This is a genomic window from Streptomyces sp. NPDC014889, from assembly GCF_043081205.1.
Lineage (GTDB): Bacteria > Actinomycetota > Actinomycetes > Streptomycetales > Streptomycetaceae > Streptomyces.
In genome coordinates, this window is sequence record NZ_JBIBWH010000003.1 from 293378 (window position 1) to 319210 (window position 25833).

The 25833-nt window shown below is 71.5% G+C and carries 20 protein-coding genes and 2 pseudogenes; 18 read left to right on the plus strand and 4 right to left on the minus strand.

All coding sequences use genetic code 11. The features are described 5' to 3' along the window. Positions 1-155 precede the first annotated feature (155 nt). On the plus strand, positions 156-2420 hold the full coding sequence (locus ACF09J_RS07455; protein ID WP_392304420.1) for an ATP-dependent RecD-like DNA helicase: 2265 nt from the start codon (positions 156-158) through the stop codon (positions 2418-2420). A 253-nt stretch (positions 2421-2673) separates the two neighbouring features. Then, positions 2674-3963, plus strand: coding sequence for a citrate synthase (locus ACF09J_RS07460; RefSeq protein ID WP_392304421.1), 1290 nt, complete (start codon positions 2674-2676; stop codon positions 3961-3963). Between the two features lie 662 nt (positions 3964-4625). Here the strand turns inward: ACF09J_RS07460 and ACF09J_RS07465 are convergent. Together ACF09J_RS07465 and ACF09J_RS07470 are read right to left on the minus strand one after the other, a co-directional pair. Further along, positions 4626-6905 (minus strand): heavy metal translocating P-type ATPase, encoded by a 2280-nt coding sequence (locus ACF09J_RS07465; protein WP_392304675.1) that lies wholly within the window; start codon positions 6903-6905, stop codon positions 4626-4628. A 57-nt stretch (positions 6906-6962) separates the two neighbouring features. Continuing rightward, positions 6963-7202: a heavy-metal-associated domain-containing protein gene (locus ACF09J_RS07470; protein WP_392304422.1), complete on the minus strand. Its 240-nt coding sequence runs from the start codon at positions 7200-7202 to the stop codon at positions 6963-6965. A gap of 297 nt (positions 7203-7499) precedes the next feature. Between ACF09J_RS07470 and ACF09J_RS07475 the strand changes: the two genes are divergently transcribed. Beyond that, on the plus strand, positions 7500-8543 hold the full coding sequence (locus ACF09J_RS07475) for a zinc-dependent alcohol dehydrogenase family protein (RefSeq protein ID WP_392304423.1): 1044 nt from the start codon (positions 7500-7502) through the stop codon (positions 8541-8543). A 58-nt stretch (positions 8544-8601) separates the two neighbouring features. Here the strand turns inward: ACF09J_RS07475 and ACF09J_RS07480 are convergent, their stop codons facing one another. Then, a complete protein-coding gene (locus ACF09J_RS07480) occupies positions 8602-8802 on the minus strand; it encodes an AlpA family transcriptional regulator (RefSeq protein ID WP_100569385.1) in 201 nt (66 codons plus the stop codon). 463 nt (positions 8803-9265) lie between these two features. Between ACF09J_RS07480 and ACF09J_RS07485 the strand changes: the two are divergent. The 13 genes and pseudogenes from ACF09J_RS07485 to ACF09J_RS07545 all read left to right on the plus strand — a co-directional run. Beyond that, positions 9266-9403: pseudogene (locus ACF09J_RS07485) on the plus strand (5-deoxy-glucuronate isomerase); the annotation flags it as partial. A 47-nt stretch (positions 9404-9450) separates the two neighbouring features. Then, positions 9451-9642 (plus strand): annotated as a pseudogene (locus tag ACF09J_RS07490) (3D-(3,5/4)-trihydroxycyclohexane-1,2-dione acylhydrolase (decyclizing)); the annotation flags it as partial. 14 nt (positions 9643-9656) lie between these two features. Continuing rightward, positions 9657-11159 (plus strand): CoA-acylating methylmalonate-semialdehyde dehydrogenase, encoded by a 1503-nt coding sequence (gene mmsA, locus ACF09J_RS07495; RefSeq protein ID WP_392304424.1) that lies wholly within the window; start codon positions 9657-9659, stop codon positions 11157-11159. 346 nt (positions 11160-11505) lie between these two features. Next, positions 11506-12924 carry an APC family permease gene (locus tag ACF09J_RS07500; RefSeq protein ID WP_392304425.1) on the plus strand — a complete coding sequence of 473 codons (1419 nt, stop codon included), beginning with the start codon at positions 11506-11508 and terminating at the stop codon, positions 12922-12924. 128 nt (positions 12925-13052) lie between these two features. Beyond that, the gene (locus tag ACF09J_RS07505; protein ID WP_392304426.1) at positions 13053-15704 is read left to right on the plus strand and encodes a CocE/NonD family hydrolase; all 2652 of its coding nucleotides are present in this window, start codon (positions 13053-13055) and stop codon (positions 15702-15704) included. Next, positions 15701-16564, plus strand: coding sequence for an ABC transporter permease (locus ACF09J_RS07510; RefSeq protein WP_392304427.1), 864 nt, complete (start codon positions 15701-15703; stop codon positions 16562-16564). Before ACF09J_RS07505 ends, ACF09J_RS07510 begins: the two co-directional genes overlap by 4 nt. A gap of 280 nt (positions 16565-16844) precedes the next feature. Then, on the plus strand, positions 16845-17042 hold the full coding sequence (locus ACF09J_RS07515; RefSeq protein ID WP_392304428.1) for a hypothetical protein: 198 nt from the start codon (positions 16845-16847) through the stop codon (positions 17040-17042). A 284-nt stretch (positions 17043-17326) separates the two neighbouring features. Further along, complete coding sequence (locus ACF09J_RS07520; RefSeq protein WP_392304429.1) at positions 17327-17554, plus strand: chaplin; 228 nt, start codon at positions 17327-17329, stop codon at positions 17552-17554. A gap of 130 nt (positions 17555-17684) precedes the next feature. After that, positions 17685-18305: a chaplin gene (locus ACF09J_RS07525; RefSeq protein WP_392304430.1), complete on the plus strand. Its 621-nt coding sequence runs from the start codon at positions 17685-17687 to the stop codon at positions 18303-18305. Positions 18306-19284: 979 nt separating this feature from the next. After that, a complete protein-coding gene (locus ACF09J_RS07530; RefSeq protein ID WP_392304431.1) occupies positions 19285-19524 on the plus strand; it encodes a chaplin in 240 nt (79 codons plus the stop codon). A gap of 182 nt (positions 19525-19706) precedes the next feature. Next, entirely contained in the window at positions 19707-19988 is a 282-nt protein-coding gene (locus tag ACF09J_RS07535) for a hypothetical protein (RefSeq protein WP_392304432.1), read from the plus strand. Between the two features lie 151 nt (positions 19989-20139). Further along, complete coding sequence (locus tag ACF09J_RS07540; RefSeq protein ID WP_392304433.1) at positions 20140-20649, plus strand: hypothetical protein; 510 nt, start codon at positions 20140-20142, stop codon at positions 20647-20649. Positions 20650-20721: 72 nt separating this feature from the next. Continuing rightward, the gene (locus ACF09J_RS07545; protein ID WP_392304434.1) at positions 20722-23541 is read left to right on the plus strand and encodes a SpoIIE family protein phosphatase; all 2820 of its coding nucleotides are present in this window, start codon (positions 20722-20724) and stop codon (positions 23539-23541) included. 28 nt (positions 23542-23569) lie between these two features. Here ACF09J_RS07545 and ACF09J_RS07550 read toward each other — a convergent pair whose 3' ends face one another. Then, a complete protein-coding gene (locus tag ACF09J_RS07550; protein WP_392304435.1) occupies positions 23570-24229 on the minus strand; it encodes a class I SAM-dependent DNA methyltransferase in 660 nt (219 codons plus the stop codon). Positions 24230-24373: 144 nt separating this feature from the next. Here ACF09J_RS07550 and ACF09J_RS07555 point away from each other — a divergent pair, with 144 nt between their 5' ends. Beyond that, complete coding sequence (locus ACF09J_RS07555; RefSeq protein WP_392304436.1) at positions 24374-24670, plus strand: hypothetical protein; 297 nt, start codon at positions 24374-24376, stop codon at positions 24668-24670. A gap of 825 nt (positions 24671-25495) precedes the next feature. Beyond that, positions 25496-25732, plus strand: a complete 237-nt coding sequence (locus ACF09J_RS07560; protein WP_392304437.1) for a helix-turn-helix domain-containing protein — start codon at positions 25496-25498, stop codon at positions 25730-25732. Positions 25733-25833 lie beyond the last annotated feature (101 nt).

Sequence of the window (25833 nt, forward strand, 5' to 3'; positions counted from 1 at the left end):
GATTACACCAGCCGAGGCAAGGGCCCGTTGCCGGATCGTTGCCCTTCCGGGTCGGGGCCGATCGCCGAGTGGAAGGACCTTGGTGAGCGGCGGGCCCGCCGGGCCGTCACGGCGCGCTCGGCGGTGCTGTCACAGCCCGGCGGTACCGTCGGGTCATGACCACGGAGGCGAGTCGGAGCGGGCAGGCCGGTGCCGGGGAGCGGCGTCCGGCCGTGCTGGAGGGCGTGCTCGAACGGATCACGTACGCCAACGAGGAGAACGGCTACACGGTGGCCCGCGTCGACACCGGCCGGGGCGCCGGTGACCTCCTGACCGTCGTCGGCGCGCTGCTCGGCGCCCAGGTCGGCGAGTCGCTGCGCATGGAGGGCCGCTGGGGCTCCCACCCGCAGTACGGCAAGCAGTTCCAGGTGTACAACTACACCACCGTGCTCCCGGCCACCGTCCAGGGCATCCGCCGCTACCTCGGCTCCGGCCTGGTCAAGGGCATCGGACCGGTCTTCGCCGACCGCATCACCCAGCACTTCGGACTGGACACCCTGCAGATCATCGAGGAGGAGCCGAAGCGCCTGATCGAGGTGCCCGGCCTCGGCCCCAAGCGCACCAAGAAGATCGCCGACGCCTGGGAGGAGCAGAAGGCGATCAAGGAGGTCATGCTCTTCCTCCAGACCGTCGAGGTCTCCACCTCGATCGCGGTGCGCATCTACAAGAAGTACGGCGACGCCTCCATCTCCGTGGTGAAGAACCAGCCGTACCGGCTCGCGGCGGACGTCTGGGGCATCGGCTTCCTGACCGCCGACAAGATCGCGCAGTCCGTCGGCATCCCGCACGACAGCCCGGAGCGGGTCAAGGCCGGCCTCCAGTACGCGCTGTCGCAGTCCACCGACCAGGGCCACTGCTACCTGCCCGAGGAGCGGCTGATCACGGACGCGGTCAAGCTCCTCCAGGTGGACACCGGCCTCGTCATCGAGTGCCTCGCCGAACTCGCCGAGCCCCCCGAGGACGGCGCCGACCCCGGTGTCGTGCGGGAGAAGGTGCCGGGCCCCGACGGCGGCGAGGCGGTGACGGCGATCTACCTCGTGCCCTTCCACCGCGCCGAGCTGTCCCTGTCCGCCCAGCTGCTGCGCCTGCTGCGCGCCGACGCCGACCGGATGCCCGCCTTCCGGGACGTGGCCTGGGACAAGGCGCTGGCCTGGCTGAAGGGCCGTACGGGAACCGACCTCGCCCCCGAGCAGCAGGCGGCGGTCAGGCTGGCGCTGACCGAGAAGGTGGCCGTGCTGACCGGCGGCCCCGGCTGCGGCAAGTCCTTCACGGTGCGCTCGATCGTGGAGCTGGCGCGGGCCAAGAAGGCCAAGGTGGTGCTCGCCGCGCCCACCGGCCGGGCCGCCAAGCGCCTGTCGGAGCTCACCGGCGCCGAGGCCTCCACCGTGCACCGCCTGCTGGAGCTCAAGCCCGGCGGGGACGCGGCCTACGACCGGGACCGCCCGCTGGACGCCGACCTGGTGGTCGTGGACGAGGCGTCCATGCTGGACCTGCTGCTGGCCAACAAGCTGGTCAAGGCCGTGCCCCCGGGCGCGCACCTGCTGTTCGTCGGGGACGTGGACCAGCTCCCCAGCGTGGGCGCCGGCGAGGTGCTGCGCGATCTGCTGGCGGACGGCGGCCCGGTGCCCGCCGTCCGGCTCACGCGCGTCTTCCGCCAGGCCCAGCAGTCGGGCGTGGTGACCAACGCGCACCGGATCAACGCCGGGCAGCATCCGCTGACCGACGGCATGAAGGACTTCTTCCTCTTCGTCGAGGACGACACCGAGGAGGCCGGCCGGCTCACCGTGGACGTCGCGGCGCGCCGGATCCCGGCCCGCTTCGGGCTCGATCCGCGCCGGGACGTGCAGGTGCTCGCCCCCATGCACCGCGGCCCGGCGGGCGCCGGCACGCTGAACGGACTGCTCCAGCAGGCGGTCACTCCCGGGCGCCCCGACCTGCCGGAGAAGCGGTTCGGCGGCCGGGTCTTCCGCGTCGGGGACAAGGTCACCCAGATTCGCAACAATTACGAGAAGGGGGAGAACGGTGTCTTCAACGGCACCGTGGGCGTCGTCACCTCGCTCGACCCGGTCGACCAGCGTCTGACGGTGCTGACGGACGAGGACGAGGAGGTGCCGTACGAGTTCGACGAACTGGACGAGCTCGCGCACGCGTACGCGGTGACCATCCACCGCTCACAGGGCAGCGAGTATCCGGCCGTGGTGATCCCGGTCACGACCGGCGCCTGGATGATGCTCCAGCGCAACCTGCTCTACACGGCGGTGACCCGGGCCAAGAAGCTGGTCGTCCTCGTCGGGTCGCGCAGGGCGATCGGCCAGGCGGTGCGCACGGTGTCGGCCGGGCGGCGCTGCACGGCGCTGGACTTCCGTCTCGCCGGCGGCTGAAAATCGCCGTCCTGAGGGCTGGAACCCGGTGCCTGACGCTCCGTCACAAAAAATGATCGATCAAATGAGTCGCAAAGGTCACACAGCACTTCCCGTGGCCCGAGCGAGGGGGCAGGATGAACAGGTTGACGGCACTGAGTGCCGCCAATGGGCCCAATGGTCGACCCCGAGTGCACTCTCCTGAGCCAAATGGGGGATGGTAGAGACAGTCAGGGCACCTCGAAGATGAGGCACTACGTCGGTGAGGGAAGACGTGAGCGACAACTCTGTAGTTCTGCGGTACGACGGCGGCGAGTACACCTACCCGGTGGTCGACAGCACCGTCGGCGACAAGGGCTTCGACATCGGGAAGCTGCGCGCCCAGACCGGTCTGGTGACCTTGGACAGCGGATACGGCAACACGGCCGCGTACAAATCCGCCATCACCTATCTCGACGGCGAGCAGGGCATCCTCCGGTACCGCGGCTACCCGATCGAGCAGCTGGCCGAGCGCTCCACCTTCCTGGAGGTGGCCTACCTGCTGATCAACGGTGAGCTGCCGACCGTCGACGAGCTCTCCTCGTTCAAGAACGAGATCACGCAGCACACCCTGCTGCACGAGGACGTCAAGAACTTCTACACGGGCTTCCCGCGCGACGCCCACCCGATGGCGATGCTGTCGTCGGTCGTCTCGGCGCTGTCGACCTTCTACCAGGACAGCCACAACCCGTTCGACGAGAAGCAGCGCAACCTCTCGACGATCCGCCTGCTCGCCAAGCTCCCGACGATCGCGGCGTACGCGTACAAGAAGTCGATCGGCCACCCGTTCGTCTACCCGCGCAACGACCTCGGTTACGTCGAGAACTTCCTGCGCATGACCTTCTCGGTCCCCGCGCAGGAGTTCGACCTGGACCCGGTCGTGGTCGCCGCGCTCGACAAGCTGCTGATCCTGCACGCCGACCACGAGCAGAACTGCTCGACCTCCACGGTCCGCCTGGTCGGCTCCTCGCAGGCCAACATGTTCGCCTCGATCTCGGCCGGCATCAGCGCCCTGTGGGGCCCGCTGCACGGCGGCGCCAACCAGTCCGTCCTGGAGATGCTCGAGGGCATCCGCGACTCGGGCAACGACGTCGACACCTTCATCCGCAAGGTGAAGAACAAGGAGGACGGCGTCCGCCTGATGGGCTTCGGCCACCGGGTCTACAAGAACTTCGACCCCCGCGCCAAGATCATCAAGGCCGCCGCGCACGACGTGCTCTCCGCGCTGGGCAAGGACGACGAGCTCCTCGACATCGCCCTGAAGCTGGAGGAGCACGCGCTGTCCGACGACTACTTCGTCGAGCGCAAGCTCTACCCGAACGTCGACTTCTACACCGGTCTGATCTACCGGGCCATGGGCTTCCCGACCGAGATGTTCACGGTCCTGTTCGCCCTCGGCCGGCTGCCGGGCTGGATCGCCCAGTGGCACGAGATGATCAAGGAGCCGGGCTCCCGCATCGGCCGCCCGCGCCAGATCTACACGGGCGTGGTCGAGCGCGACTTCGTCCCGGTCGAGGGGCGCTGAGCCTCCCGGCGGCGGCACCGGCCCCGTAGCGTCACCGGCCCCGTATTCGCGCGCAGTCCGCGGGTGCGGGGCCTCGTGCTGTGCGGAGTCGTCCATCGCCCCGGAGACGTACTGGTGTGCGAACGGTCCGGCGGAGAACGGGTCGCGGAAACGTGGAAGGCGCCCTGGTGTGCCGGTCCCCCCACGGGCCGACGGCCAGGGCGCCTTCCCATGTCCCGGTGCGGATTCCCCCCACGGGATCCGGCCGGGCGTTCAAGGACCAGCGCCTGAATCGCTGTGAGCACAACGAGCAGAACTCGTCGCACCTGGTGCTGTGCGGTCTGCCGGGACGCGCACGCGCGGGAGGGCCGCTCAAAGCTTCCCGGTGTACGTGCCCCGGCAACGCACCTCTGGGGAAGTCCCCCAAGACATCCCCAGATGCCGGTCAGCGCCCCCCAAGACGCTGCCCGACATCGCCAACTTAGACCTTCGAACCCCTTCGATGGTTACGTTCACATCACTGTGATCTGCGTCTCTTGCATATGTCCGTTAGGTACGCAAGAGCCCAAGTATGGCGACCGGAACTCAAGCGTAAGGATGATGCGCGAGCCTTGTGAAGAGCTTATGTGAGGCGCGCGTTGGACTCTAGAGGGACTCTTACTTCGGTCTCGACTGCTTTTCATTCAACGGAACGTGCGCAACCTCAGACTGTTCGTCACCACGAACACCGACGAGAACGCCATCGCCGCTCCCGCGATCATCGGATTGAGCAGTCCGGCGGCGGCCAGCGGCAGCGCGGCCACGTTGTAGCCGAAGGCCCACACGAGGTTGCCCTTGATGGTGGACAGGGTCCGCCGGGACAGGCGGATGGCGTCCGCGGCCACCCGGAGGTCCCCGCGCACCAGCGTCAGATCGCCGGCCTCGATGGCGGCGTCCGTCCCGGTGCCCATGGCCAGACCCAGATCGGCGGTGGCGAGCGCGGCGGCGTCGTTGACCCCGTCGCCGACCATCGCCACCGTCCGCCCCTCGGCCCGCAGCCGCCGGACGGCCTCGGCCTTCTCCTCGGGCAGCACCTCGGCGACCACGTCCTGCTGGTCGATACCGACGGCCCGTGCCACGGCCTCGGCGACGGCGCGGTTGTCGCCGGTCAGCAGGACCGGGCGCAGCCCCAGCGTGTGCAACCGCGCCACCGCCTGCGCGCTGGTGTCCTTGACGGCGTCCGCGACGGCGAGGACACCGCGTGCCGCCCCGTCCCAGCCGACGACGACCGCCGTACGGCCCTCGCGCTCCGCCTCGCGCCGGGCGCGGGCCACCTCCTCGGGCAGCTCGTCGGTGAACTCCACGAGCCGTCCCACGGCCACGTCGTGGCCCTCCACGCGCCCGCGTACGCCACGCCCGGGGACGTTCTCGAAGTGCTCGACCGGGGGCAGCGGTCCCATCCGCTCCTCGGCGCCGGCGGCCACGGCCCGCGCGATCGGGTGCTCGGAGGCGTGCTCCAGCGCGCCCGCGAGGCGCAGCAGTTCCTTCTCGTCGGTGCCCTCGGCGGCGTACACCTCCTGGAGGGTCATCCGGCCCGTGGTGACCGTTCCGGTCTTGTCCAGGACGACGGTGTCCACCCGGCGGGTGGACTCCAGCACCTCGGGACCCTTGATGAGGATGCCGAGCTGGGCGCCCCGGCCGGTGCCGACCATCAGCGCGGTCGGCGTGGCCAGGCCCAGGGCGCACGGGCAGGCGATGATCAGCACCGCGACGGCGGCGGTGAACGCGGCGGTCACCTCGCCGGTGGCGAGGAGCCAGGTGAGCAGGGTGGCCGCGGCGATGAGCAGGACGACCGGCACGAAGACCGCCGATATGCGGTCCGCCAGCCGCTGCACCTCGGCCTTGCCGCCCTGCGCTTCCTCGACGAGCCGCGCCATCCGCGCGAGCCGGGTGTCCGCGCCGACCCGGGTGGCCTCGACGACCAGCCGGCCGCCCGCGTTGACCGTGGCGCCGGTGACGGGGTCGCCGGGGCCGACGTCCGCGGGCACCGACTCGCCGGTGACCGTCGAGGCGTCGACGGCCGAGGCGCCCTCGACGACCGTGCCGTCGGTGGCGATCTTCTCGCCGGGCCGTACGACGAACCGGTCGCCGACCGTCAGCGCGGCCACCGGGATCCGTGTCTCCGTCCCGTTCCGCAGGACGGAGACGTCCTTCGCGCCCAGTTCCAGCAGCGCCCGCAGCGCGGCGCCCGCCCGCCGCTTGGACCGGGCCTCCAGATAGCGGCCGAGCAGTATGAACGCGACGACCCCGGCGGCGACCTCGAGGTAGATCGTGGAGGCCGCGTCCGTCCGGGAGACGGTGAGGCGGAACTCGTGGCGCATGCCGGGCATGCCCGCGTCGCCCAGGAACAGCGCCCACAGCGACCAGCCGAACGCGGCCAGGGTGCCGATCGAGACGAGCGTGTCCATGGTGGCCGTGCCGTGCCGGGCGTTGGCCAGGGCCGCCCGGTGGAACGGCAGTCCGCCCCAGACGACGACCGGCGCGGCCAGCGTCAGCGAGAGCCACTGCCAGTACGTGAACTGGAGGGCCGGGACCATCGCGAGCAGCACGACCGGGGCGGCGAGGAGCGCGGAGACGACCAGGCGCCCGCGCAGGGCGGCCAGTCCGGGATCCCGCTCGTCGTCCGGCCGGGACTCCGCGTCCGCCGCCGGTTCGGGTGCCGGCAGTGGGGGTTCCTCGGCGGTGTAGCCGGTCCTGACCACGGTGGCGATCAGATCGGCGACCGATACCCCCGCGGGGTAGGAGACCCTGGCCTTCTCCGTGGCGTAGTTGACCGTCGCGGTGACGCCGTCCATGCGGTTGAGCTTCTTCTCGACGCGGGCGGCGCAGGAGGCGCAGGTCATTCCCCCGATGAGCAGCTCGACCTCGGCGGCGTCCGGCTGGTCGGCCGTGGACGTCGTCCGTGGGGTGGCGTGGGTGTCCATCCGGGTGTTCATCCTCGGTACTCCAGACGACGTACGGGCTTGGCGGGCCGGCCCTCGTCAGGCCCGGCCGGCGAGCTCGAAGCCCGCCTCGTCCACCGCGGCGCGCACTGCCTCCTCGTCCAGCGGCGAGGCGGAGACGACGGTGACCTCGCCGGTGGAGGCGACGGCCTTCACCGAGCTGACGCCGGGCAGCGCGGAGATCTCGGCGGAGACGGAACCCTCGCAGTGTCCGCAGCTCATCCCGCTCACCTTGTAGACGGTGGTGACGGTGTCCGAAGTGTCAGTCTGGGCGGTCATGTCGTTCTCCTCGTCGTGGTGGTGGGTGGGGCATGGGGGTCGTGGGGGACCATCGGGGCCCTTCACTCGTCAACACTATACCCCTAGGGGGTATTCCTCCAAGGAGTCACGGCCCGGAGCGCCGCGCGGTCACCGGCAACGGGGTGAGTCGAGGGCGACGGCGAGGGCGAGCGTCGGCGGGAGGCGTGAGGCGGGAGGCGGGACCAGGCAGGCCCCCGCGCCCGGGATGTGGCCGCGTACTACGGTTTCGCCGGCGGCGGTGGGCCGCGAAGATACCGGGCGAAAGGCGAGGCGGCGATGCGGGCTGTGGTGTTCGAGCGGTACGGGGAGCCGGCCGAAGTGCGCGAGGTGGCCGACCCCAGGCCCGCGGAGCACGGGGTCGTCGTGCGGGTCGAGGCGACCGGCCTGTGCCGCAGCGACTGGCACGGCTGGCAGGGCCACGACCCCGGCATCACGCTGCCGCACGTGCCGGGGCACGAACTCGCCGGGACCGTAGAGGAGGTGGGCCCCCGGGTGACCCGCTGGCGGGCCGGCGACCGGGTGACCGTCCCCTTCGTCTGCGCCTGCGGCACCTGCCCCGCCTGCGCGGCCGGCGACCAGCAGGTGTGCGAGCGGCAGACCCAGCCCGGCTTCACGCACTGGGGCTCCTTCGCCCAGTACGTGGCGCTCGACCACGCCGACGTGAACGTGGTCGCCGTACCCGAGGGCCTGTCCTGCGCCACGGCGGCCTCGCTCGGCTGCCGCTTCGCCACCGCGTACCGCGCGGTCGTCCAGCAGGGCCGGGCGTCCGCCGGTGACTGGGTCGCCGTGCACGGCTGCGGGGGAGTGGGCCTGTCGGCGGTGATGATCGCGGCGGCCGCGGGGGCCAGGGTGGTCGCGGTGGACGTGTCCGCCCGGGCCCTGGACCTGGCCCGGAGGTTCGGCGCCGCGCACTGCGTGGACGCCTCCGCCGTCGAGGACACGGCGGAGCGGGTGCGCGAACTGACCGGCGGCGGCGCCCATCTCTCGCTCGACGCGCTCGGCTCGCCCGCCACCTGTGCGGCCTCGGTGAACGGATTGCGCCGCCGTGGCCGCCACGTCCAGGTCGGCCTGCTGCCCTCCGCGACCGGCACCACCCCGGTGCCCATGGCCCGCGCCATCGCCCTGGAACTCGAACTCCTGGGCAGCCACGGCATGGCCGCGCACGCCTATCCGGAGATGCTGGAACTGGTGCGGGCCGGAGTGCTGCGCCCCGACCTGCTGGTGACCTCGGCCATCCCGCTGGCGGCCGTCCCGGACGCGCTCGCGGCGATGGGCACGGCACCGGGATCCGGGGTCACGGTCATCGAACCGTGGAGCTGAGCCGTGGCGGCGCCCAACCCGCGTGGGGCGCCGCCACGCGCGGCGCGACGGCCGTGCTTCAGTCGGCTCTGCGTCCGCGGTTGCCGGGCCGGGCGGCGACCCAGGCGCGGACCGTGTCGGCGTACCAGTAGGGCCGGCCGCCCTCCACGTGGTCGGGCGGCGGCAGCAGACCGTGCTTGCGGTAGGACCGCACGGTGTCCGGCTGCACCCGGATGTGCGCCGCGATCTCCTTGTACGACCAGAGCCTTCGGTCGGTCATGACGTGCACCTCCCCGCGCGCACCACGGCGGCGGCCGGAGAGGCCGTCGGGGGAGCCGGGCGCTGCGCTGGCGATCTCCAAGCCTGTGGTCGGTGAACGAGACCGGCCGCGCACCGGCAAGCGGCTGTCGGCCGGGTGTGACCGAGGACCCGCGTACTCGCGACATGCGTGACACGGCGGTGGTTTTTGTGACAGAGCTGAAGCAGGCGACTTACCCGCCCCGGGGTTTACCCGACCGGAAGGCCGACCTCTCGTCCGTATGTCCGGACAAACCATTGACAGGGGTCCGTGCCCGGCACTAGAACCGGTGGGACCGGGGGAGCCGAGGCGGAGGGAGGCCGAGGACAGCCGATGGCGTGCGACCTGATCACCGCGCGGCCGTGCCCGCCCGCGCGCCCGGGACGGCCCGGTGGACCGAGGGTTTCCTCACCCGAGCGGTGCGGGCACGCTGGGTGCAGACCCACACGTGCCTCGTGGCGCACGGGCACAGAACGCCTCCGGTGCGGGATGCCGCTTCGCCCTGGCAGGAGCGAAGTGCGAGCGTCGACTCCCCGCCCGCTACGGCCCCGCGCCGGAGGTCCCGACAACCCACCGCGCGGCGGCGGCCGGCCGCACTCCGCCCGGGCGCGGAATCCGTACGCCGTCCCCGCCGGGTCCCGCGTGGCGGACACTCCCACATGTGTCTACATGGAGACGGAAACCGCAGACACAGTGTCGGGCGCGCCCCCGGCGTATGCCTGGTGGGATGTACCTGTGGCCGAGACCGCGGCGCGCACGTCGCCGGTCACGGCACATGAGCTGTACGCACGGCACGCTTCGACCCGTCGCCGCCATCTGTGAAGGAGTAACCGGGCATGACGAAGATCGTCAACCACTGGATCGGCGGGAAGACCGTCGAAGGCGCCTCGGGGACGTACGGGCCGGTCACGGACCCGGCGACCGGCGAGGTCACCACCAAGGTCGCGTTCGCCTCCGTGGAGGAGGTGGACGCCGCGGTCGCCGCCGCCAAGGACGCGTACCTGACCTGGGGGCAGTCCTCGCTCGCCCAGCGGACCTCGATCCTGTTCAAGTTCCGCGCCCTGCTGGACGCCCACCGCGACGAGATCGCCGAGCTGATCACCGCCGAGCACGGCAAGGTGCACTCCGACGCGCTCGGCGAGGTCGCGCGCGGCCTGGAGATCGTCGACCTGGCCTGCGGCATCAACGTGCAGCTCAAGGGCGAGCTGTCCACCCAGGTCGCCACCCGCGTCGACGTGTCCTCGATCCGGCAGCCGCTGGGCGTGGTCGCCGGCATCACGCCGTTCAACTTCCCGGCGATGGTCCCGATGTGGATGTTCCCCATCGCCATCGCGTGCGGCAACACCTTCGTGCTGAAGCCGAGCGAGAAGGACCCGTCGGCCTCCCTGAGGCTCGCCGAGCTGCTGGCCGAGGCCGGACTGCCCGACGGCGTCTTCAACGTGGTCCACGGCGACAAGGTGGCCGTGGACCGCCTCCTGGAGCACCCGGACGTCAAGGCGGTCTCCTTCGTCGGCTCCACCCCGATCGCCCGCTACATCCACACCACCGCCTCCGCCAACGGCAAGCGCGTGCAGGCCCTCGGTGGCGCCAAGAACCACATGCTGGTGCTGCCGGACGCCGACCTGGACGCGGCCGCCGACGCCGCCGTCTCGGCCGCGTACGGCTCGGCGGGCGAGCGCTGCATGGCCATCTCGGCCGTCGTCGCCGTCGGTTCGATCGGCGACGAGCTGGTGGCGAAGATCCGCGAGCGCGCCGAGAAGATCAAGATCGGTCCCGGCAACGACCCGTCCTCCGAGATGGGCCCGCTGATCACCAAGGTGCACCGCGACAAGGTGGCCTCGTACGTGGAGAACGCCGCGAGCGAGGGCGCCGAGGTCGTCGTGGACGGCACCGGCTACACCGTCGAGGGCTTCGAGGACGGCCACTGGATCGGCATCTCGCTGCTGGACAAGGTGCCCACCGGCGCCAAGGCCTACCAGGACGAGATCTTCGGCCCGGTGCTGTGCGTGCTGCGCGTGGACACCTACGAGGAGGGCGTGGCGCTCATCAACGCCTCGCCGTTCGGCAACGGCACGGCGATCTTCACCCGGGACGGCGGCGCGGCCCGCCGGTTCCAGCTGGAGATCGAGGCCGGCATGGTCGGCGTCAACGTGCCGATCCCGGTGCCGGTGGGCTACCACTCCTTCGGCGGCTGGAAGGACTCGCTCTTCGGCGACCACCACATCTACGGCAACGACGGCACGCACTTCTACACCCGCGGCAAGGTCGTCACCACCCGCTGGCCCGACCCGTCCGAGGCCCCCACGGGCGTGGACCTCGGCTTCCCGCGCAACCACTGACCGGCGCCCCCTGACGGTCGCGATCCCCGACCGTCGTGCCCCGGCCGTCGCCGCAGGTGATGACGAGGCCGTCCGATATGCGGACGGCCTCGTCTTTTTTTGAGGTTCGGCTGCGGTTCCCGCACGCCCGCAAGGCCCGAACAATCGGACTGTTTGAGCGTGAATCAGTTGTGGATCGCCATTCCGCCACGGATTCCGTAGGTTAACGGCCATTGACTCGGCGGTTTTCGTTGATGTTCGATAACCGGGCCGGGAGCGGACGAGAGTGCTACGACCGCGAACCGCCGGAGGCGATAGCGCGCTCCCTGGCCCTCCACCTGTTGCACAAGTCGATCGGAACCGCCGCATGACCGACATGCTCCGCTCTGTCGAGAACGCCGTCCCGGACCTGGCCGGCGGTCCCACAGAGGCGACGGACAGCCCCGCCCAGCTCAAGCGTTCCATCGGGGTCGTCGGCGGCACCCTCCTCACCCTCTCGTGCGTGACCCCCGCCTCCACCCTCTTCGTGGTCGTCCCCGACCTGCTCGGCTCGCTCGGCACCGCCACCGCCCTGACGCTCGCCATCGGCTCCCTGCTGTGCATCGCCGTGGCGTTCTGCTACTCGGAGCTGGGCACCCTCATCCCCAGCGCGGGCGGCGAGTACGCCATGGTGTCGACCATGGCCGGGCGGCTGGCGGGCTGGCTGGTCTTCGTGCTGTCCCTGCTCGTCGTCATGATCGTCCCGCCGGTGATCGCGATGGGCACCGCGGACTACCTGACACCGATCGTGCACCTCGATCCGGCCTGGACCGGTGCCGGCGTGATGCTGCTGGCCACCCTCGCCGGTCTGCTGGACCTGCGCGCCAACGCCTGGATCACCGGCATCTTCCTGGTCCTGGAGGTCATCGCGGCGGGCGTGGTCGCGCTGCTGGGCTTCGCGCACAGCCACCGGGGCGTCGGCAGCCTGGTCTCCATGCAGGTCGCCGGCGCGGACGGGCACACGGACCCGGTGACGGCCATGCTCGTCATCTCCGGGCTCGCCATCGCGCTCTTCGCCACCCAGGGCTTCTCCACCGCCGTCTACCTCTCCGAGGAGCTGGAGAACCCGCGCCGCAATGTCGCCCGCACGGTGCTCGCCACCCTCGCCATCTCCTCCGTGATCATCCTCGTGCCGGTCGTCGCCATCACCATGGGCGCCTCCGACATCAAGGAGCTGACCAGCGGCAACCTGAGCGCCATGGTGATCGCCTGGTCCAACTCCGCGGTCGGCACCTTCGTCAGCCTCTGCGTGGCCCTGGCGATCATCAACGCCGGCATCGTCATGGTCATCCAGAACTCCCGCGTGCTGTTCGCCTCCGCCCGTGACAAGGCCTGGCCCTCGCCGGTCAACAACGTCTTCTCCCGGCTCGGCCGCTTCGGCTCCCCCTGGGTCGCCACCCTCGCCGTGGGCGTCCCCGGCGCGCTGCTGTGCTTCGTCAACCTGGACACCCTCTACGGCGTCACGGGCGTGTCCGTGACCGGCATGTACCTGCTCGTCGCGGTCGCCGCGCTGCTGTCCCGCCGCGGCTCCCACAAGCACACGCCCGCGTGGCGCATGCCCCTGTGGCCGGCCGTGCCCGTGCTGCTCATCGCTCTCCTGGCCTACATCCTCAGCCGCCAGGAGATCACCTACCTGCTGTGGACCGGCGGCATCATGGCGGTCGCCACCCTCTACTGGGCCCTCTACCTCCGTCCCCGCCGCGACACCCGCTGGCTGGTGTCGATCCCGGAGGACACCCGGCCGTAGGACGACGGGGCCGCCGCCGCGTACCGCGGACGCGGTACACCGAGCCCGGCCCGTACTCCCCGAGGAGGTGCGGAGGTTCGGTCCGGCGGCGGCTTCGGTTGTCGGTGGCGGCCCGTACCGTGGAGAGCATGGATCTTCGACCGCCCGGACTGCGCGGGCTGCTGCGGAGGCCCCGGCGCCTGCTGGCCGCCGGGGCCGCCGTCGTCGTGCTGGCCGGCGCCGGCACGTGGACGGCGATCGCCTCCGACGACCCGCCCCCGGTGCACCGCGCCGACCAGGTGATGGCCATGGGCGACGGGGTGCGCATCGACACCTCGTACTTCACCCCGGCCACGCCCGGCCGTCACCCCGCCGTCCTGCTCGGGCACGGCTTCGGCGGAAGCAAGGACGACGTACGGAGCCAGGCGCGGGACCTCGCCAGGGACGGATACGCGGTGCTGACCTGGTCGGCGCGCGGCTTCGGCGGATCCACCGGAAAGATCGGGCTGAACGACCCCAAGGGCGAGGTCGCCGACGTCACCAGGCTGATCGACTGGCTGGCCCGGCGGCCCGAGGTCCGGCTCGACGGGCCCGGCGACCCGCGCGTGGGCGTGGCCGGAGCCTCCTACGGCGGAGCGATCTCCCTCCTCGCCGCCGGACACGACCACCGGGTCGACGCCATCGCCCCCGCGATCACCTACTGGAACCTCGCGGACGCGCTCTTCCCCGGCGGCGTCTTCAAGAAGCTGTGGGCGGGCGCCTTCATCAACTCCGGCGGCGGCTGCGCCAAGTTCGAGCCCGCGCTGTGCCGGATGTACGAGCGGGTCGCCGAGTCGGGCAAGCCCGACGCCGAGGCACGCGCACTCCTTCAGGAGCGCTCGCCGTCCGCCGTCGCCGACCGCATCAAGGTGCCGACCCTCCTCGTGCAGGGCCAGACGGACTCCCTCTTCCCGCTCGGCCAGGCCGACGCCGCCGCCCGGGCGATCCGGGCGAACGGAGCCCCGGTCGACGTCGACTGGATCGCGGGCGGCCACGACGGCGGCGACATGGAGACCGGCCGGGTCCAGGCACGCGTGAAGACCTGGTTCGACCGCTACCTCAAGGACGACCAGAACACCGGCACCGGCCCCGCCTTCCGTGTCACCCGCACCGGAGGCGTGGACTCCACCGACGGCAGGGCCCTGCTGCGGGGCGCGAGCGGGAGCACGTATCCGGGCCTCGAAGGCGGGCAGCGGCCGATCGCCCTGCGCGGAGGCGAGCGACGCTTCGAGAACCCCGCCGGGGCCAACCCGCCCGCCGTGTCCTCCCTGCCGGGCCTCGGCGGCTCCGGCGGACTCGCCCAGCTCTCCTCGCTCGGCGTCGGAGTGTCCCTCGACTTCCCCGGCCAGAACGCGCGCTTCGACTCCGCACCGCTCGGCGCGGGCCTGCGCATCACCGGATCGCCGACCGTGACCGTCCACGTCACCTCGACCTCCGACGACGCGGTGTTCTTCGCCAAGCTCTACGACGTCGGACCGGGCAAGCAGCAGCCGGTACTGCCCGCCCAGCTCGTGACCCCCGTGCGCGTCGAGGGCGCCAAGACGGGCAAGGACGTCACCCTCACCCTCCCGGCCGTCGACCACGAGGTCCAGGAGGGCCACCGGCTCCGCCTGGTCCTCGCCTCCACCGACCTCGGCTACGCCTCACCGGCCGCCCCGGCGACGTACACCGTCGGCCTGAAGAGCGACCTCGAGGTGCCGACCGCACCGGGCGTGACCACCGCGGCGGCGCCGCTGCCCGCCTGGGTGTGGTGGCTGCCGCTCGCCGGCGCCGCGGTCGCGCTCGCCCTGCTGCTGACCGCCCGCCGCCGCACCGCCGCACCCGCACCCGACCCGGAACTGGCCGACGTCCCGCTGCGGATCACCGGACTGAGCAAGCGGTACGCGAAATCGGCCGACCGGTACGCGGTACGGGACCTGTCGTTCCAGGTGGGCAAGGGCCAGGTCCTCGGCCTGCTCGGGCCGAACGGCGCGGGCAAGACCACCACCCTGCGCATGCTGATGGGCCTGATTCAGCCGGACGACGGCGAGATCCGCGTCTTCGGCCACGCCGTACGGCCCGGCGCGGCCGTGCTGTCGCGGGTCGGCGCCTTCGTCGAGGGCGCCGGCTTCCTGCCCCATCTGTCCGGCCGGGAGAACCTGGAGCTGTACTGGCGCGCCACCGGCCGCCCGCCCGAGGACGCACACCTGGACGAGGCCCTGCGGATCGCCGGCCTCGGCGGAGCGCTGGCCCGCGCGGTGCGCACCTACTCGCAGGGCATGCGCCAGCGCCTGGCGATCGCGCAGGCCATGCTGGGCCTGCCGGACCTGCTGATCCTGGACGAGCCGACCAACGGCCTCGACCCGCCCCAGATCCGCGAGATGCGCGAAGTGATGATCCGTTACGCGGCCGCCGGCCGTACGGTGATCGTCTCCAGCCATCTGCTCTCCGAGGTCGAACAGTCCTGCACCCACCTGGTGGTCATGGACCGGGGACGTCTGGTGCAGGCGGGCCCTGTCGGCGAGATCGTCGGCTCCGGCGACACCCTGCTGGTGGGCACCGCCACCCCCGTCGAGGACCCTGTCGTGGACAAGGTGTCCGCCCTGCCGGACGTCGCCTCGGCGTTGCGGACCGAGGACGGCCTCCTGGTCCGGCTGGAGACCGGCGGCACGGCCCAGGGCCTGGTCGCGGAGCTGGTGCGCCTGGAGGTGCCGGTCGTCGCGGTCGGCCCCCACCGCAGGCTCGAAGACGCCTTCCTCACCCTGATCGGAGGTTCCGCATGAGCACGCTCGCCGAGAGCACCGAGGTCGCCTCCGGTTACCGGGCGGGCCGCACCCTGCCCCTGAAGGTGGAGCTGGTGCGGCAGCTCAAGCGGCGCCGCACGCTCGTCATGGGCGGCATCCTGGCCGCGCTGCCCTTCGTGCTGGCCGTCGCCTTCGCGATCGGCGGCGGTCCCGGCGGCCGCGGCGACCGGGTGACGCTGATGGACACGGCCACCGCGTCCGCGGCCAACTTCGCCGCGGTGAACCTGTTCGTCTCGGCGGGCTTCCTGCTGGTGATCCCCGTGGCGCTCTTCTGCGGGGACACCGTCGCCTCCGAGGCGAGCTGGTCCTCCCTGCGCTACCTGCTCGCCGCGCCCGTGCCACGGGCCCGGCTGCTGTGGTCCAAGCTCGTCGTCGCACTCGGGCTCAGCCTGGCCGCGATGGTGCTGCTCCCGCTGGTGGCGCTCGCCGTCGGCGCCGCCGCCTACGGCTGGGGCCCGCTGCAGATACCCACCGGCGGCGCGCTCGACGCGGGCACCGCCGCGCAGCGGCTGCTGGTGGTGATCGCGTACATCTTCGTGTCGCAACTGGTCACCGCGGCTCTCGCGTTCTGGCTGTCCACCAGGACGGACGCGCCCCTGGGCGCCGTGGGCGGTGCGGTCGGCCTGACCATCGTGGGCAACGTCCTGGACGCCGTCACGGCCCTGGGGCACTGGCGCGACTTCCTGCCCGCGCACTGGCAGTACGCCTGGGCCGACGCCGTGCAGCCGCACCTCGAGTGGTCCGGCATGATCCAGGGCACGACGGTCTCGTTCAGTTACGCGCTGGTGCTGTTCGCCCTGGCCTTCCGCGGGTTCGCCCGCAAGGACGTGGTGTCGTAGCAGCCGCGTTCGCGGCGGGCCCGCCTTTGGTTTCTCCTCCTCACTCCGTCGGCCGACGCCCCGGGCTGTTTGTGTGTTTTTTGGACTCCCCTGATTTTCCTGAGTTTTGAATGCAATGGGGTCCAAGCGGGTGAACCCCCGCAACCAAACATGCCGTGCCGGGTTGAAGAAGTCGTAGGACCTGCGTCGCTGGAGGAAAGGAACGCGCAGTGCTCGAGAAGGCAAAGGCCGCCACGGCAGCCGCCGCTTCCGTCGTCGGTATGTCGGTGGCGGCCGCTCCATGAGCCCGCAGTTCTCGCTGACCCGGGAGACGCCCGACAAGCCGTGCCTCGGCCTGGGCGACACCGGCGCCGGCGTGCTGCAGGCGGTCCACGTCCAGGACGCGCCGGTTCTGTCGGACCAGCGGAACCAGCAGTGCCCGGACACCTTCACCCAGGCCAGGCGGACGTGGCGCTTTCCCGCCTACTGGACAATCTGACGGTTCTCTCCGCCGACACCGGGAGCTGAACCGAATCAGGTCGCCCGGGATCCTCCGCCGCTTTGGCCGAGGACTGCCCGTACCTTTCCGAAGAACTCTTTCCAGGCAATGCAGTCGAGGGTGAATTGTATGGTCGCGCGGTTCAAACGAGTGAAGTGCTCGGCGACTCACGTTCCGCGTTTTTCCATTACGGCTATTCCTCGTTCAGCATCACGACCGTATCGGTTGTGTTCACTCGGTTTCCGACCGTCATCGGGGCATCGTCCCCAAGAAGGGAACAATTCATGAAGAAAAGCGTTGCTGTCGTCACCGGCGCCCTCGTGGCCCTGGGCATGGCCGGCCCCGCCTTCGCCGACTCCGGGGCCACGGGTACCGTCGCGAACTCCCCGGGCGTTGCATCGGGCAACCTCGTCCAGGTTCCCGTGCACGTGCCGATCAACGCCTGCGGCAACACCGTCAACATCATCGCGCTGCTGAACCCGGCGTTCGGCAACACCTGCGTCAACGGCTGACCGTCCGGCGCACCCAGCCGCACCGGCTGTGTCACGGCCGGCCTTGGACACCGATCTTTCGCCCAAGGCCGGCCTTCCCACTTCTTCAAGCCGCTCGCACCGGGCGGCTGCAAGCAGGAAGACAACGAGATTGCGACAGACTCTGAGCAGGGGAGTGTTCGCGGCCGCCGCCGCGACGAGCATGCTGACCCTGTACGGCAGCCCCGCCCTGGCCGACTCGCACGCCGACGGCGCCGCCGCGAACTCCCCGGGCGTGCTCTCGGGCAACGTCCTCCAGGCTCCCGTGCATGTGCCGGTCAACGTCTGCGGCAACACCGTGAACGTGGCGGCGCTGCTGAACCCGGCGTTCGGCAACGGCTGCGCCAACGGCTCACCGGCGGGCGCGCCGGTCGCGGTGCCGGCACCCGCTGTCACGCCGCCGGCCGACGGTGACGCCACGACTCTGCCGCCCGGGGGCACGACGACGCCGACGACACCGGCGCAGACGCCGGCGGACACGCCGTCCGACGCCACGCCGGACGCGGACACCCCGTCGCGGGTGGTGGACGACGCGGTGCCGGAGCCCCAGCGTGCCCAGACCCTGCCGGCTCCGGCGTCCTTCGAGGAGCAGGCCGCGCCCGACACGGCCCCGCAGCTTGCCGAGACCGGCGCGGGCGCCCTGCTGGCGTCCTCGGCCGCCAGCGCGGCCCTGATCGCCGGCGGCGTGATCCTCTACCGCCGCGGCCGCACGGCAACTCAGCGCCAGAGCTGACCTCCCCGCGCCACCGAACGGCCCCCCCCACGGGTGCCGGACACATGTCCGGCACCCGTTCTTGTGGGGGGCCACCGGTCGTCGTGGTGGTCTTGTCGGCGGCTGAAGCGGCTGCCTTGTTCCTGCTGGCGTGGCGGTTTTGTCGGCGGCTGAGCGACTGTCTTGCTGGCGGCCCTCGGGCGGGCCTTGCTGCCGGCTGGGCGTGTCTTGCGCCGGGCTGGGGAGCGTGTCTTGCTGACGTCGGGAGCGGCCGCCGGTGGCCCTGGTCTGCCCGAGGACGTGGCCCTGCCCAGCCGTTGGCCTGCCCGAGACGCTGGTCAGCCGCAGCCCTGCTCTGGCCGGCCGACGCCACGCTGGGTCCCTGCACTCCGGCGTGCCGTCGGCCTTCGTCCTGGCGTGGCTTGATTCTGGTCGTGCGGTGTGCCCGTTGGCCCTGCTTCGCTCCCGGCCGTCGCCCGGCGTGCCGTCGGCCCGTCCTGGCGAGCCACTGGTCCTGGCTGGCCTCCTGGCTCTGGCGGCCCGCCGAGGCCCCGTTGCGTACGCCTTCCGGCGTGCCGTCGGCCTTCGTCCTGGCATGACCGTTCGATCCGGCCGTGCGGCGTGCCAGAGGCCCCGCTCCGCTCCCGGCCGTCGCCTGGTATGCCGCTGCCCCCTTCGTGGCGTGCCACTGGTCCTGGCTGCCCCCTGGCTCTGGTCGGCCGCGGCCGCTCCCTCCGGCCTGCCGCCAACCCCAGACCTGCAGTGCCTTTGGCCCCCGCCGCCCCGGCCTCGGCCCGCCGTTGGGCCCCGCCCGCCGTGGCCCTGGCAGGCCCCCGTCCGACCAGCCCCCGCGTCCCCGCCCCGAGACGCAACTCGCCCGGCGACCCGGAACTTTCGATATCACTCCTTTGGCGGCACAACTCGGGGGAGCGCCGCGCGTTGACACAGCGCCGGGCATCCCGCCCGGGTGTTTTTGCGTCAACCCAAGGAGCACCTCTCCATGTCGCGTATCGCCAAGGGCCTGGTCCTTACCTCCGTCGCCGCCGCGGCCGTCGCCGGTGGTGCCGGCATCGCCGCCGCCAGCAGCGGCGCGACCGGCGGCGCCGCCAACTCCCCGGGCGTGCTGTCGGGCAACGTCGTCCAGGCTCCCGTGCACGTCCCGGTCAACGTCTGCGGCAACACCATCAGCGTCGTCGGCGTGCTGAACCCGGCGTCCGGCAACGTCTGCGGCAACGCCTGACGTCAGCCCGCATTCGTCCGGCCGGCCGCCGTCCCCCGGTTTCCCCGGGGCCGGCGGCCGGCGGCTTTCCGTACGAGGACCGGGCGATTTCTCGCCGCCGGGGTTTCCGGTCCGGCCGGAGCTCGTTGGACACGGCGACACAGACCCCCGCGGCGACCGACGCCGCCGAAGAAAGGAACACGATGAAGTCCCTGAAGGCCGCCGCCGTCCTGGCCGGTTCCCTGGCCCTCACCGGCGCCGCCGCGCCCGCGTTCGCCCAGAACTCCGCCGACCTCACGCCCACCAGCCTCAGCGGCGCCGTGAAGACGCTCGCCAAGGGCCCCATCGACGTCATGCCGTTGCAGCACCAGTCCGACGCCATCGACACCGAGAACAAGAACTCGCTGCTCCACTCGGTGAACGGCGCCCCCAAGACCCTGAACGCCCCGAAGCCGCTGCTCGGCGGCCTGGCACTGCAGCGCTGAGACGCGTGAGGCGTCAGCCCGGCGCCTCCGTACCGGCCTGACCTGTCGTACTACTGCGGCACCCGGGGGAATCCCGTGCTGCCGACGGCGTCACGATCGTTGGGCGGTACGGACGTCGAGCCCACGAACCCGGAAAGGGACCGTACCTGACATGAAGTCGACCACTCGAGGAACCCTCGCCGCCGTCATCGCGGGCGTCGCGGCAGCCATGGGCGCGGCCGCCACCCCCGCATCCGCGGCCGGCGCGGTCCCCGTCCCCGTCCCGCTGGACGGCGCCGAGGCGGCCCTGGGCACGGAACTGCCCGAGGTCGGCGGACAGGTGCCGCTGCCCACGGCGGGCGTGCCGGAGCCCCCGCGCTTCGTCCAGGGACGGCTCCTGCCCGAGCGCGCCGTGCCGCGGCTGCCGGTCGACGGCGGCCTGCCCGGCCTCCAGCTGCGCGCCCCGCTGGCCCACGCCCTCGACGACGGCTTCGACCACGTCGACGTCGGCCTGCCCGCCTCCGACGTCCGGACCCTGACCCCGGGACTGTCCCTGGACGCCCCCCTGACCAACCCGAGCCCCGGCGAACTGCCCGCCCTCAAGCAACCGGAACTGGCCGTCCTCGCCCCGGTCCTGCGCACCACCCCGGGCGCCGACCTGACGGCCGGCCCCGGCCTGTAGCAGCCCTGGCCTGCGGGCCGCGGCCCGCAGGCTCGCCGCGGCCCGGGCCAGAGTGCGGTGGCGCGCTCCCCCATGCCCTTGCCGGAATGCCGACCGGGACACAGGGAGCAAAATGGAGGAGTGATCGCATACTCCCGTCGATCTCTCCGGCGCGGCGGGCGCGACAACTCGCCGCAGCCGCCCACGGGGCGACTGCGGTCACTGTTCAGGCCGCGCAGCGTCGCGGGCCAGGTGTTCCTGCTGCAGGTGGTCATCGCGGTCCTGATCGTCGCCGCCGCGCTGATCGCCCTCGTGCTCCAGGCCGGGGACGACAGCACCAAGGACGCCCGGGAACGCTCCCTCGGCATCGCCGAGACGCTGGCGTACGCGCCGGACACGCTGAAGGCGATGACCGGCCCCGACCCTCCCAAGGTGCTTCAGCCCGTCGCGGAGAAGATCATGAAGGGGGCCGATGTCGACCTCGTCGTCATCTACTCCAAGGACGGGATCCGCTACACCCACGCCAACCCGGCCTTCATCGGCAAACCGGTCCTCGGCGCCCGCAGACCGCCGCACTCCGCAATCACCCAGACTCTCCGGACCACCCAGGGACGCGCGGTGGTCTCGTACGTCCCCGTCACCAGGCCGGGCGGCCAGGCCGTCGGCACCGTCGCGGTCGCCATCACGGTCCAGAAGGTGGAGAGCACGGCGGGCCGGCAGCTTCCGGTCCTGCTGGGCACGGCCGCCGGGGCGCTGGTCCTGGCCGCGGGCGGTACCGCACTGGTGAGCCGGCGGCTGCTGCGCCAGACCCACGGCCTGGGACCGGCCGAGATGACACGGATGTACGACCACCACGACGCCGTGCTGCACGCGGTGCGCGAGGGCGTGCTGATCGTCGGGGGCGACGGACGGCTGCTGCTCGCCAACGACGAGGCGCTGCGGCTGCTGGAACTGCCGCCGGACGCGGAGGGCCACAAGGTCACCGACCTGCCCCTGGACGCCGACATCGCCGAGCTGCTGACGTCGGAGCGCACGGCCAGCGACGAGGTCCACCTCACGGCCGACCGGCTGCTCGCGGTCAACAAGCGGCCCACCGCCCCGTACGGCGGGTACGCCGGGAGTGTGGTGACCCTCAGGGACACCACGGAGCTGCGGGCGCTGTCGGGACGCGCCGATGTGGCGCGCGAGCGCCTGAAACTCCTCTACGACGCGGGCGTGAAGATCGGCACCACCCTGGACGTGTGGCGCACCGCGCAGGAACTGGCGGACGTGGCTGTTCCCGGCTTCGCCGACATCGTCACCGTGGAACTGGCCGAGGAGGTCCTCAGCGGCCAGGAGCCGACCGGGGCGATCAACGAGGCGCGCCGGGCGGCGGTGCGGGGCCGTCCCGGCTACCGGTCGCTGGTGGAGGTGGGTCAGCGGCTCAGCTTCGCGCCCAGCACGCCGCAGGCCCGGTGCGCGGAGACGGGCCGAGGGGTGCTCGAGGCGGATCTGATGACCGCGCGGAAGTGGCGGGCGGCGGATCCCGACCGCGCGCGGCGCGTCCTGGAGCGCGGCATCCACTCCCTGATCGCGGTGCCGCTGCGTGCCCGCGGCACGGTCCTGGGGGTGGTGGACTTCTGGCGCTGCCGGCAGGGGGAGTCCTTCGACGAGGAGGACGTGCCGTTCGCCGAGGAACTGGCCGCCCGGGCCGCCGTGGCCCTCGACAACGCCCGCCGCTACACGCGTGAGCACACCATGGCGGTCACCCTGCAGCGCAGTCTGCTGCCCCGCGCCCTGCCCGAACTGAGCGCCCTGGATGTGGCCTACCGCTATCTGCCGGCCCAGGCGGGGGTGGGCGGTGACTGGTTCGACGTGATCGAACTGTCCGGAGCCCGGGTGGCCCTGGTGGTCGGCGACGTGGTGGGCCACGGGCTGCACGCGGCGGCCACCATGGGACGACTGCGCACCGCGGTGCACAACTTCTCCACCCTGGACCTCGCCCCGGACGAGCTGCTGGGCCGCCTGGACGACCTGGTGGCCCGGCTCGACCGGGGCGGCGCGGCCGGCGGCAAGGAGGGAGACCGCGAGGAGGGGCTCACGGGCGCCACCTGCCTGTACGCCGTCTACGACCCGTCCTCGGGCGCCTGCTCCCTGGCCCGGGCCGGCCACCCGCCGCCCGCCCTCGTCGCCACGGACGGCGCCGTGACCTTCCCCGACCTGCCCGCGGGCCCGCCCCTGGGCCTCGGCGGCCTCCCCTTCGAGGCCGTCGAACTGCGCCTGCCCGAGGGAAGCCGACTGGTCCTCTACACGGACGGGCTCGTCGAGGACCGCGAACGGGACATCGGCGCGGGACTCGAACTCCTGCGCGCCGCGCTGGCCCGTCCCGGCCGGTCCCCCGAGCAGACCTGTCAGGCGGTGCTCGACGCACTTCCCCCGGACCACGCGAGCGACGACATCGCCCTGCTCGTGGCCCGTACCCGCGTACTCGATCCCGCCCTGGTCGCCGACTGGGACGTACCGCGCGACCCGGCGGCCGTCTCCCGCGTCCGCGCCGACGTCGCCCGGCAGCTGAAGGACTGGGCTCTGGAGGACGCGAGCTTCACCACCGAACTCGTCCTCAGCGAACTGGTCACCAACGCCATCCGCTACGGCAGTGACCCCATCCACGTACGCCTGCTGCGGGACCGCAAGCTGATCTGCGAGGTCTCCGACGGCAGCAGCACCTCACCCCACCTGCGCTACGCGGCGACCACGGACGAGGGCGGACGTGGACTGTTCCTCGTCGCCCGGTACGCCGAGCGCTGGGGAACCCGGTACACCCCCACCGGCAAGGTCATCTGGACCGAACAGTGCCCGCACGGCGGGGCGGCGCCGGCCGACGGCGCCGCGGGCGAGGACCTGCTCGACCAGTGGAGCGACGACGCACTCTGACCCGGTGCTGAGCGCCCTGCCCGGTGCTTCAATTCCCGTCTCGGCGGCCGAGAATGATCCCCCCAAGGGTGCTCTCGGCCGAGGTCAGAACCCTTTGCACCTCGACGGTGAAACCGGCCGCCTTGAGCCAGGCGGTCATCTGGCTGTGCCGGCGACGATGGGCATGGACCTTCATCGGGTGGCCGCCATATCCCTGCGTCTTCAATTTCGACCCATCCCCGACATGGAAGCCGAGGAGCAACGGCCCGCCTGGCCGTAGCACTCGCCGGAAGTGCCGGAGGACCGAGCCGATCTCGTCGTCGGGGATGTGGATCAGCGAGTACCAGGCGACCAGGCCCGCCAACGAGCCGTCGCCGAGACCAAGTTCCGTCATGGAGCCCAGTTCGAACCGGAGGCCGGGGTGGTCACGCCGGGCCACGTCGATCATCCGCGGCGACAAGTCGATCCCGAGCGCGTCCGTGCCCAGTTGGCTCAGACAGGCCGTGATCCGCCCCGGCCCACAACCCACGTCAGCCACCAACCCCCCACCGCCGGCGCTCACCTGCTCCGCGAACAACGCCAACACGGCACGCTCCACAGGCGTTTCGTCCAGCAGGTCACGCACCTGGTCCGCATAGCTCGCGGCGACAGCGTCATACGACGTCCGAGTGTCTTCCAACCAACTGCCGGCATCCGGCCCGATTCCCACGCCCGCAAGCTACCCAACAGCCGGCTGGGGAGACGCCGCCCAGAGACGGCCCAGCGGCCCTCACAGGAAAGTGCCCGCACTCGGCTGCGGCTTCGTGCGATGATCAGGCCCGCGTGATGGGGCACGCGAAGGGAGGGGTGGGACGTGGACTTGTTCCTTGTCGGTGCGGCTGCGGCGGGCTTCGGCCTGTTGGCTGTGGGTGGCGTCCTGGCGTTGGCCACCGGTTGGCTGGCGCCGTGGCTGCGAGGCCGCGTAGTTCGGCCGGACCTGTGGGGGTACGGGACGGTGTCGCTGGCCGCGGGCCTGGCGACGATCATGTCCTTCAAGGTGGCAGTGGATTCGGAGATCGTGCTGGATACGCTCTTCGTCCTCGCCATGGTGTTGTCCATCGTGGGCGGCCTGCTTCAGAGGCGCTCGCTGCGTCGCCCCGCAGACCATTAAGGGAAAGGGCACGACCGCTGCCACCAAGACCACCAATGCCGTAGCAGTGGCCATTCGGGTGAAAGATGTGACATTGCCCGTTCCTGGCGCGAGGACCAGTGGAGTGAACTTCTGATCCACATCCCGCCCTGACGCCATCCTGCGCGCCGTCATCCTCGCCAGGTGGCGGACTGGGCCGGAAACAGCGTCCCGGTACTTCCGGCCACGTACGCCCGCTGTGTCGAGGGTCGGATTCCCGATCTCAAGAGGCGGCTCGAAGCCGCGGGGGACCTCCCGGAGTGGCCGGACGTCGGCTGACCGTCACGGCTGAGAACTTCGATACGTATTCGACACGGCCACCCGCGAAAACCCGGTGACAGCCGGACGGCCCCGGAGCCTTCCCGTGATCGTCGGGGGAGTGCCCGGGGCTTCGTCGTGCGCGGTGAAACCCTGCCTGACCAGCGAAAAGCCCTCCCGGGAGGGAGGGCGGAGACTGGCGCCCCCGGCAGGACTCGAACCTGCGGCCAAGCGCTTAGAAGGTGTGCGAGGTTTAGCGATGTGCTCACCTGCGTCTTTGCAGGTCGCCTGAGACCAGACTAAGGAAAGGCGCTTGGTCTGAGATTCTGCGTACTTTGACGCGATTCTGATCCCTCGAGCGGAGCCCGCCCCGGCCCCCACTGTAGGGGGACCGGGGCGGTCAGGACGCGACTCCGCCATCTGGACGGAACGGGCCTCGCGCGTGAGGAGCACCTATCGCGTCCGCCTGTAGGAGCCTGCCACCCCAAGATCACAAAAATTAGGGTGGACCCTAATCACATTTGATCATGCTGTCGGGACCGTGGACAGGTGCGCCCCACCCCACCTGACGAACGGGTCCTCGCCCGCCGCCGCCTGGTGGGAGAGCAGATCCGCCGCGTCCGCAAGGCGCACGCCCTCACCCAGCACGACGTATGCGGTAGATCCGGCATCGACATCGCCACCTACAGCCGCATCGAGCAGGGCCACTCGTCGCCCTTGCTGGACACCTTGATCCGCATCGCTGACGCGATCGGCGTGGACCTCGCCGAGCTTGTCCGCCGTTGACCACAGGCCGTCCCCGATGCGGGTGGCCGACGGGAGGGGGCCCCGCTCGTCCGCCACGGGTAAGGCGAATGAGCGGGGCTGTAGGCGGGCCGGCGGCCCGA

Bases quoted from the DNA above. Each gene is read 5' to 3' on its own strand.
- ACF09J_RS07540 (WP_392304433.1), top strand. From the start codon at position 20,140: ATGAAGTCGACCACTCGAGGAACCCTCGCCGCCGTCATCGCGGGCGTC.
- ACF09J_RS07545 (WP_392304434.1), top strand. From the start codon at position 20,722: ATGCCCTTGCCGGAATGCCGACCGGGACACAGGGAGCAAAATGGAGGA.
- ACF09J_RS07475 (WP_392304423.1), top strand. From the start codon at position 7,500: ATGCGGGCTGTGGTGTTCGAGCGGTACGGGGAGCCGGCCGAAGTGCGC.
- ACF09J_RS07520 (WP_392304429.1), top strand. From the start codon at position 17,327: ATGAAGAAAAGCGTTGCTGTCGTCACCGGCGCCCTCGTGGCCCTGGGC.
- mmsA (WP_392304424.1), top strand. From the start codon at position 9,657: ATGACGAAGATCGTCAACCACTGGATCGGCGGGAAGACCGTCGAAGGC.
- ACF09J_RS07470 (WP_392304422.1), bottom strand. From the start codon at position 7,202: ATGACCGCCCAGACTGACACTTCGGACACCGTCACCACCGTCTACAAG.
- ACF09J_RS07465 (WP_392304675.1), bottom strand. From the start codon at position 6,905: ATGGACACCCACGCCACCCCACGGACGACGTCCACGGCCGACCAGCCG.
- ACF09J_RS07530 (WP_392304431.1), top strand. From the start codon at position 19,285: ATGTCGCGTATCGCCAAGGGCCTGGTCCTTACCTCCGTCGCCGCCGCG.
- ACF09J_RS07510 (WP_392304427.1), top strand. From the start codon at position 15,701: ATGAGCACGCTCGCCGAGAGCACCGAGGTCGCCTCCGGTTACCGGGCG.
- ACF09J_RS07535 (WP_392304432.1), top strand. From the start codon at position 19,707: ATGAAGTCCCTGAAGGCCGCCGCCGTCCTGGCCGGTTCCCTGGCCCTC.
- ACF09J_RS07515 (WP_392304428.1), top strand. From the start codon at position 16,845: ATGAGCCCGCAGTTCTCGCTGACCCGGGAGACGCCCGACAAGCCGTGC.
- ACF09J_RS07455 (WP_392304420.1), top strand. From the start codon at position 156: ATGACCACGGAGGCGAGTCGGAGCGGGCAGGCCGGTGCCGGGGAGCGG.
- ACF09J_RS07500 (WP_392304425.1), top strand. From the start codon at position 11,506: ATGACCGACATGCTCCGCTCTGTCGAGAACGCCGTCCCGGACCTGGCC.
- ACF09J_RS07480 (WP_100569385.1), bottom strand. From the start codon at position 8,802: ATGACCGACCGAAGGCTCTGGTCGTACAAGGAGATCGCGGCGCACATC.
- ACF09J_RS07505 (WP_392304426.1), top strand. From the start codon at position 13,053: ATGGATCTTCGACCGCCCGGACTGCGCGGGCTGCTGCGGAGGCCCCGG.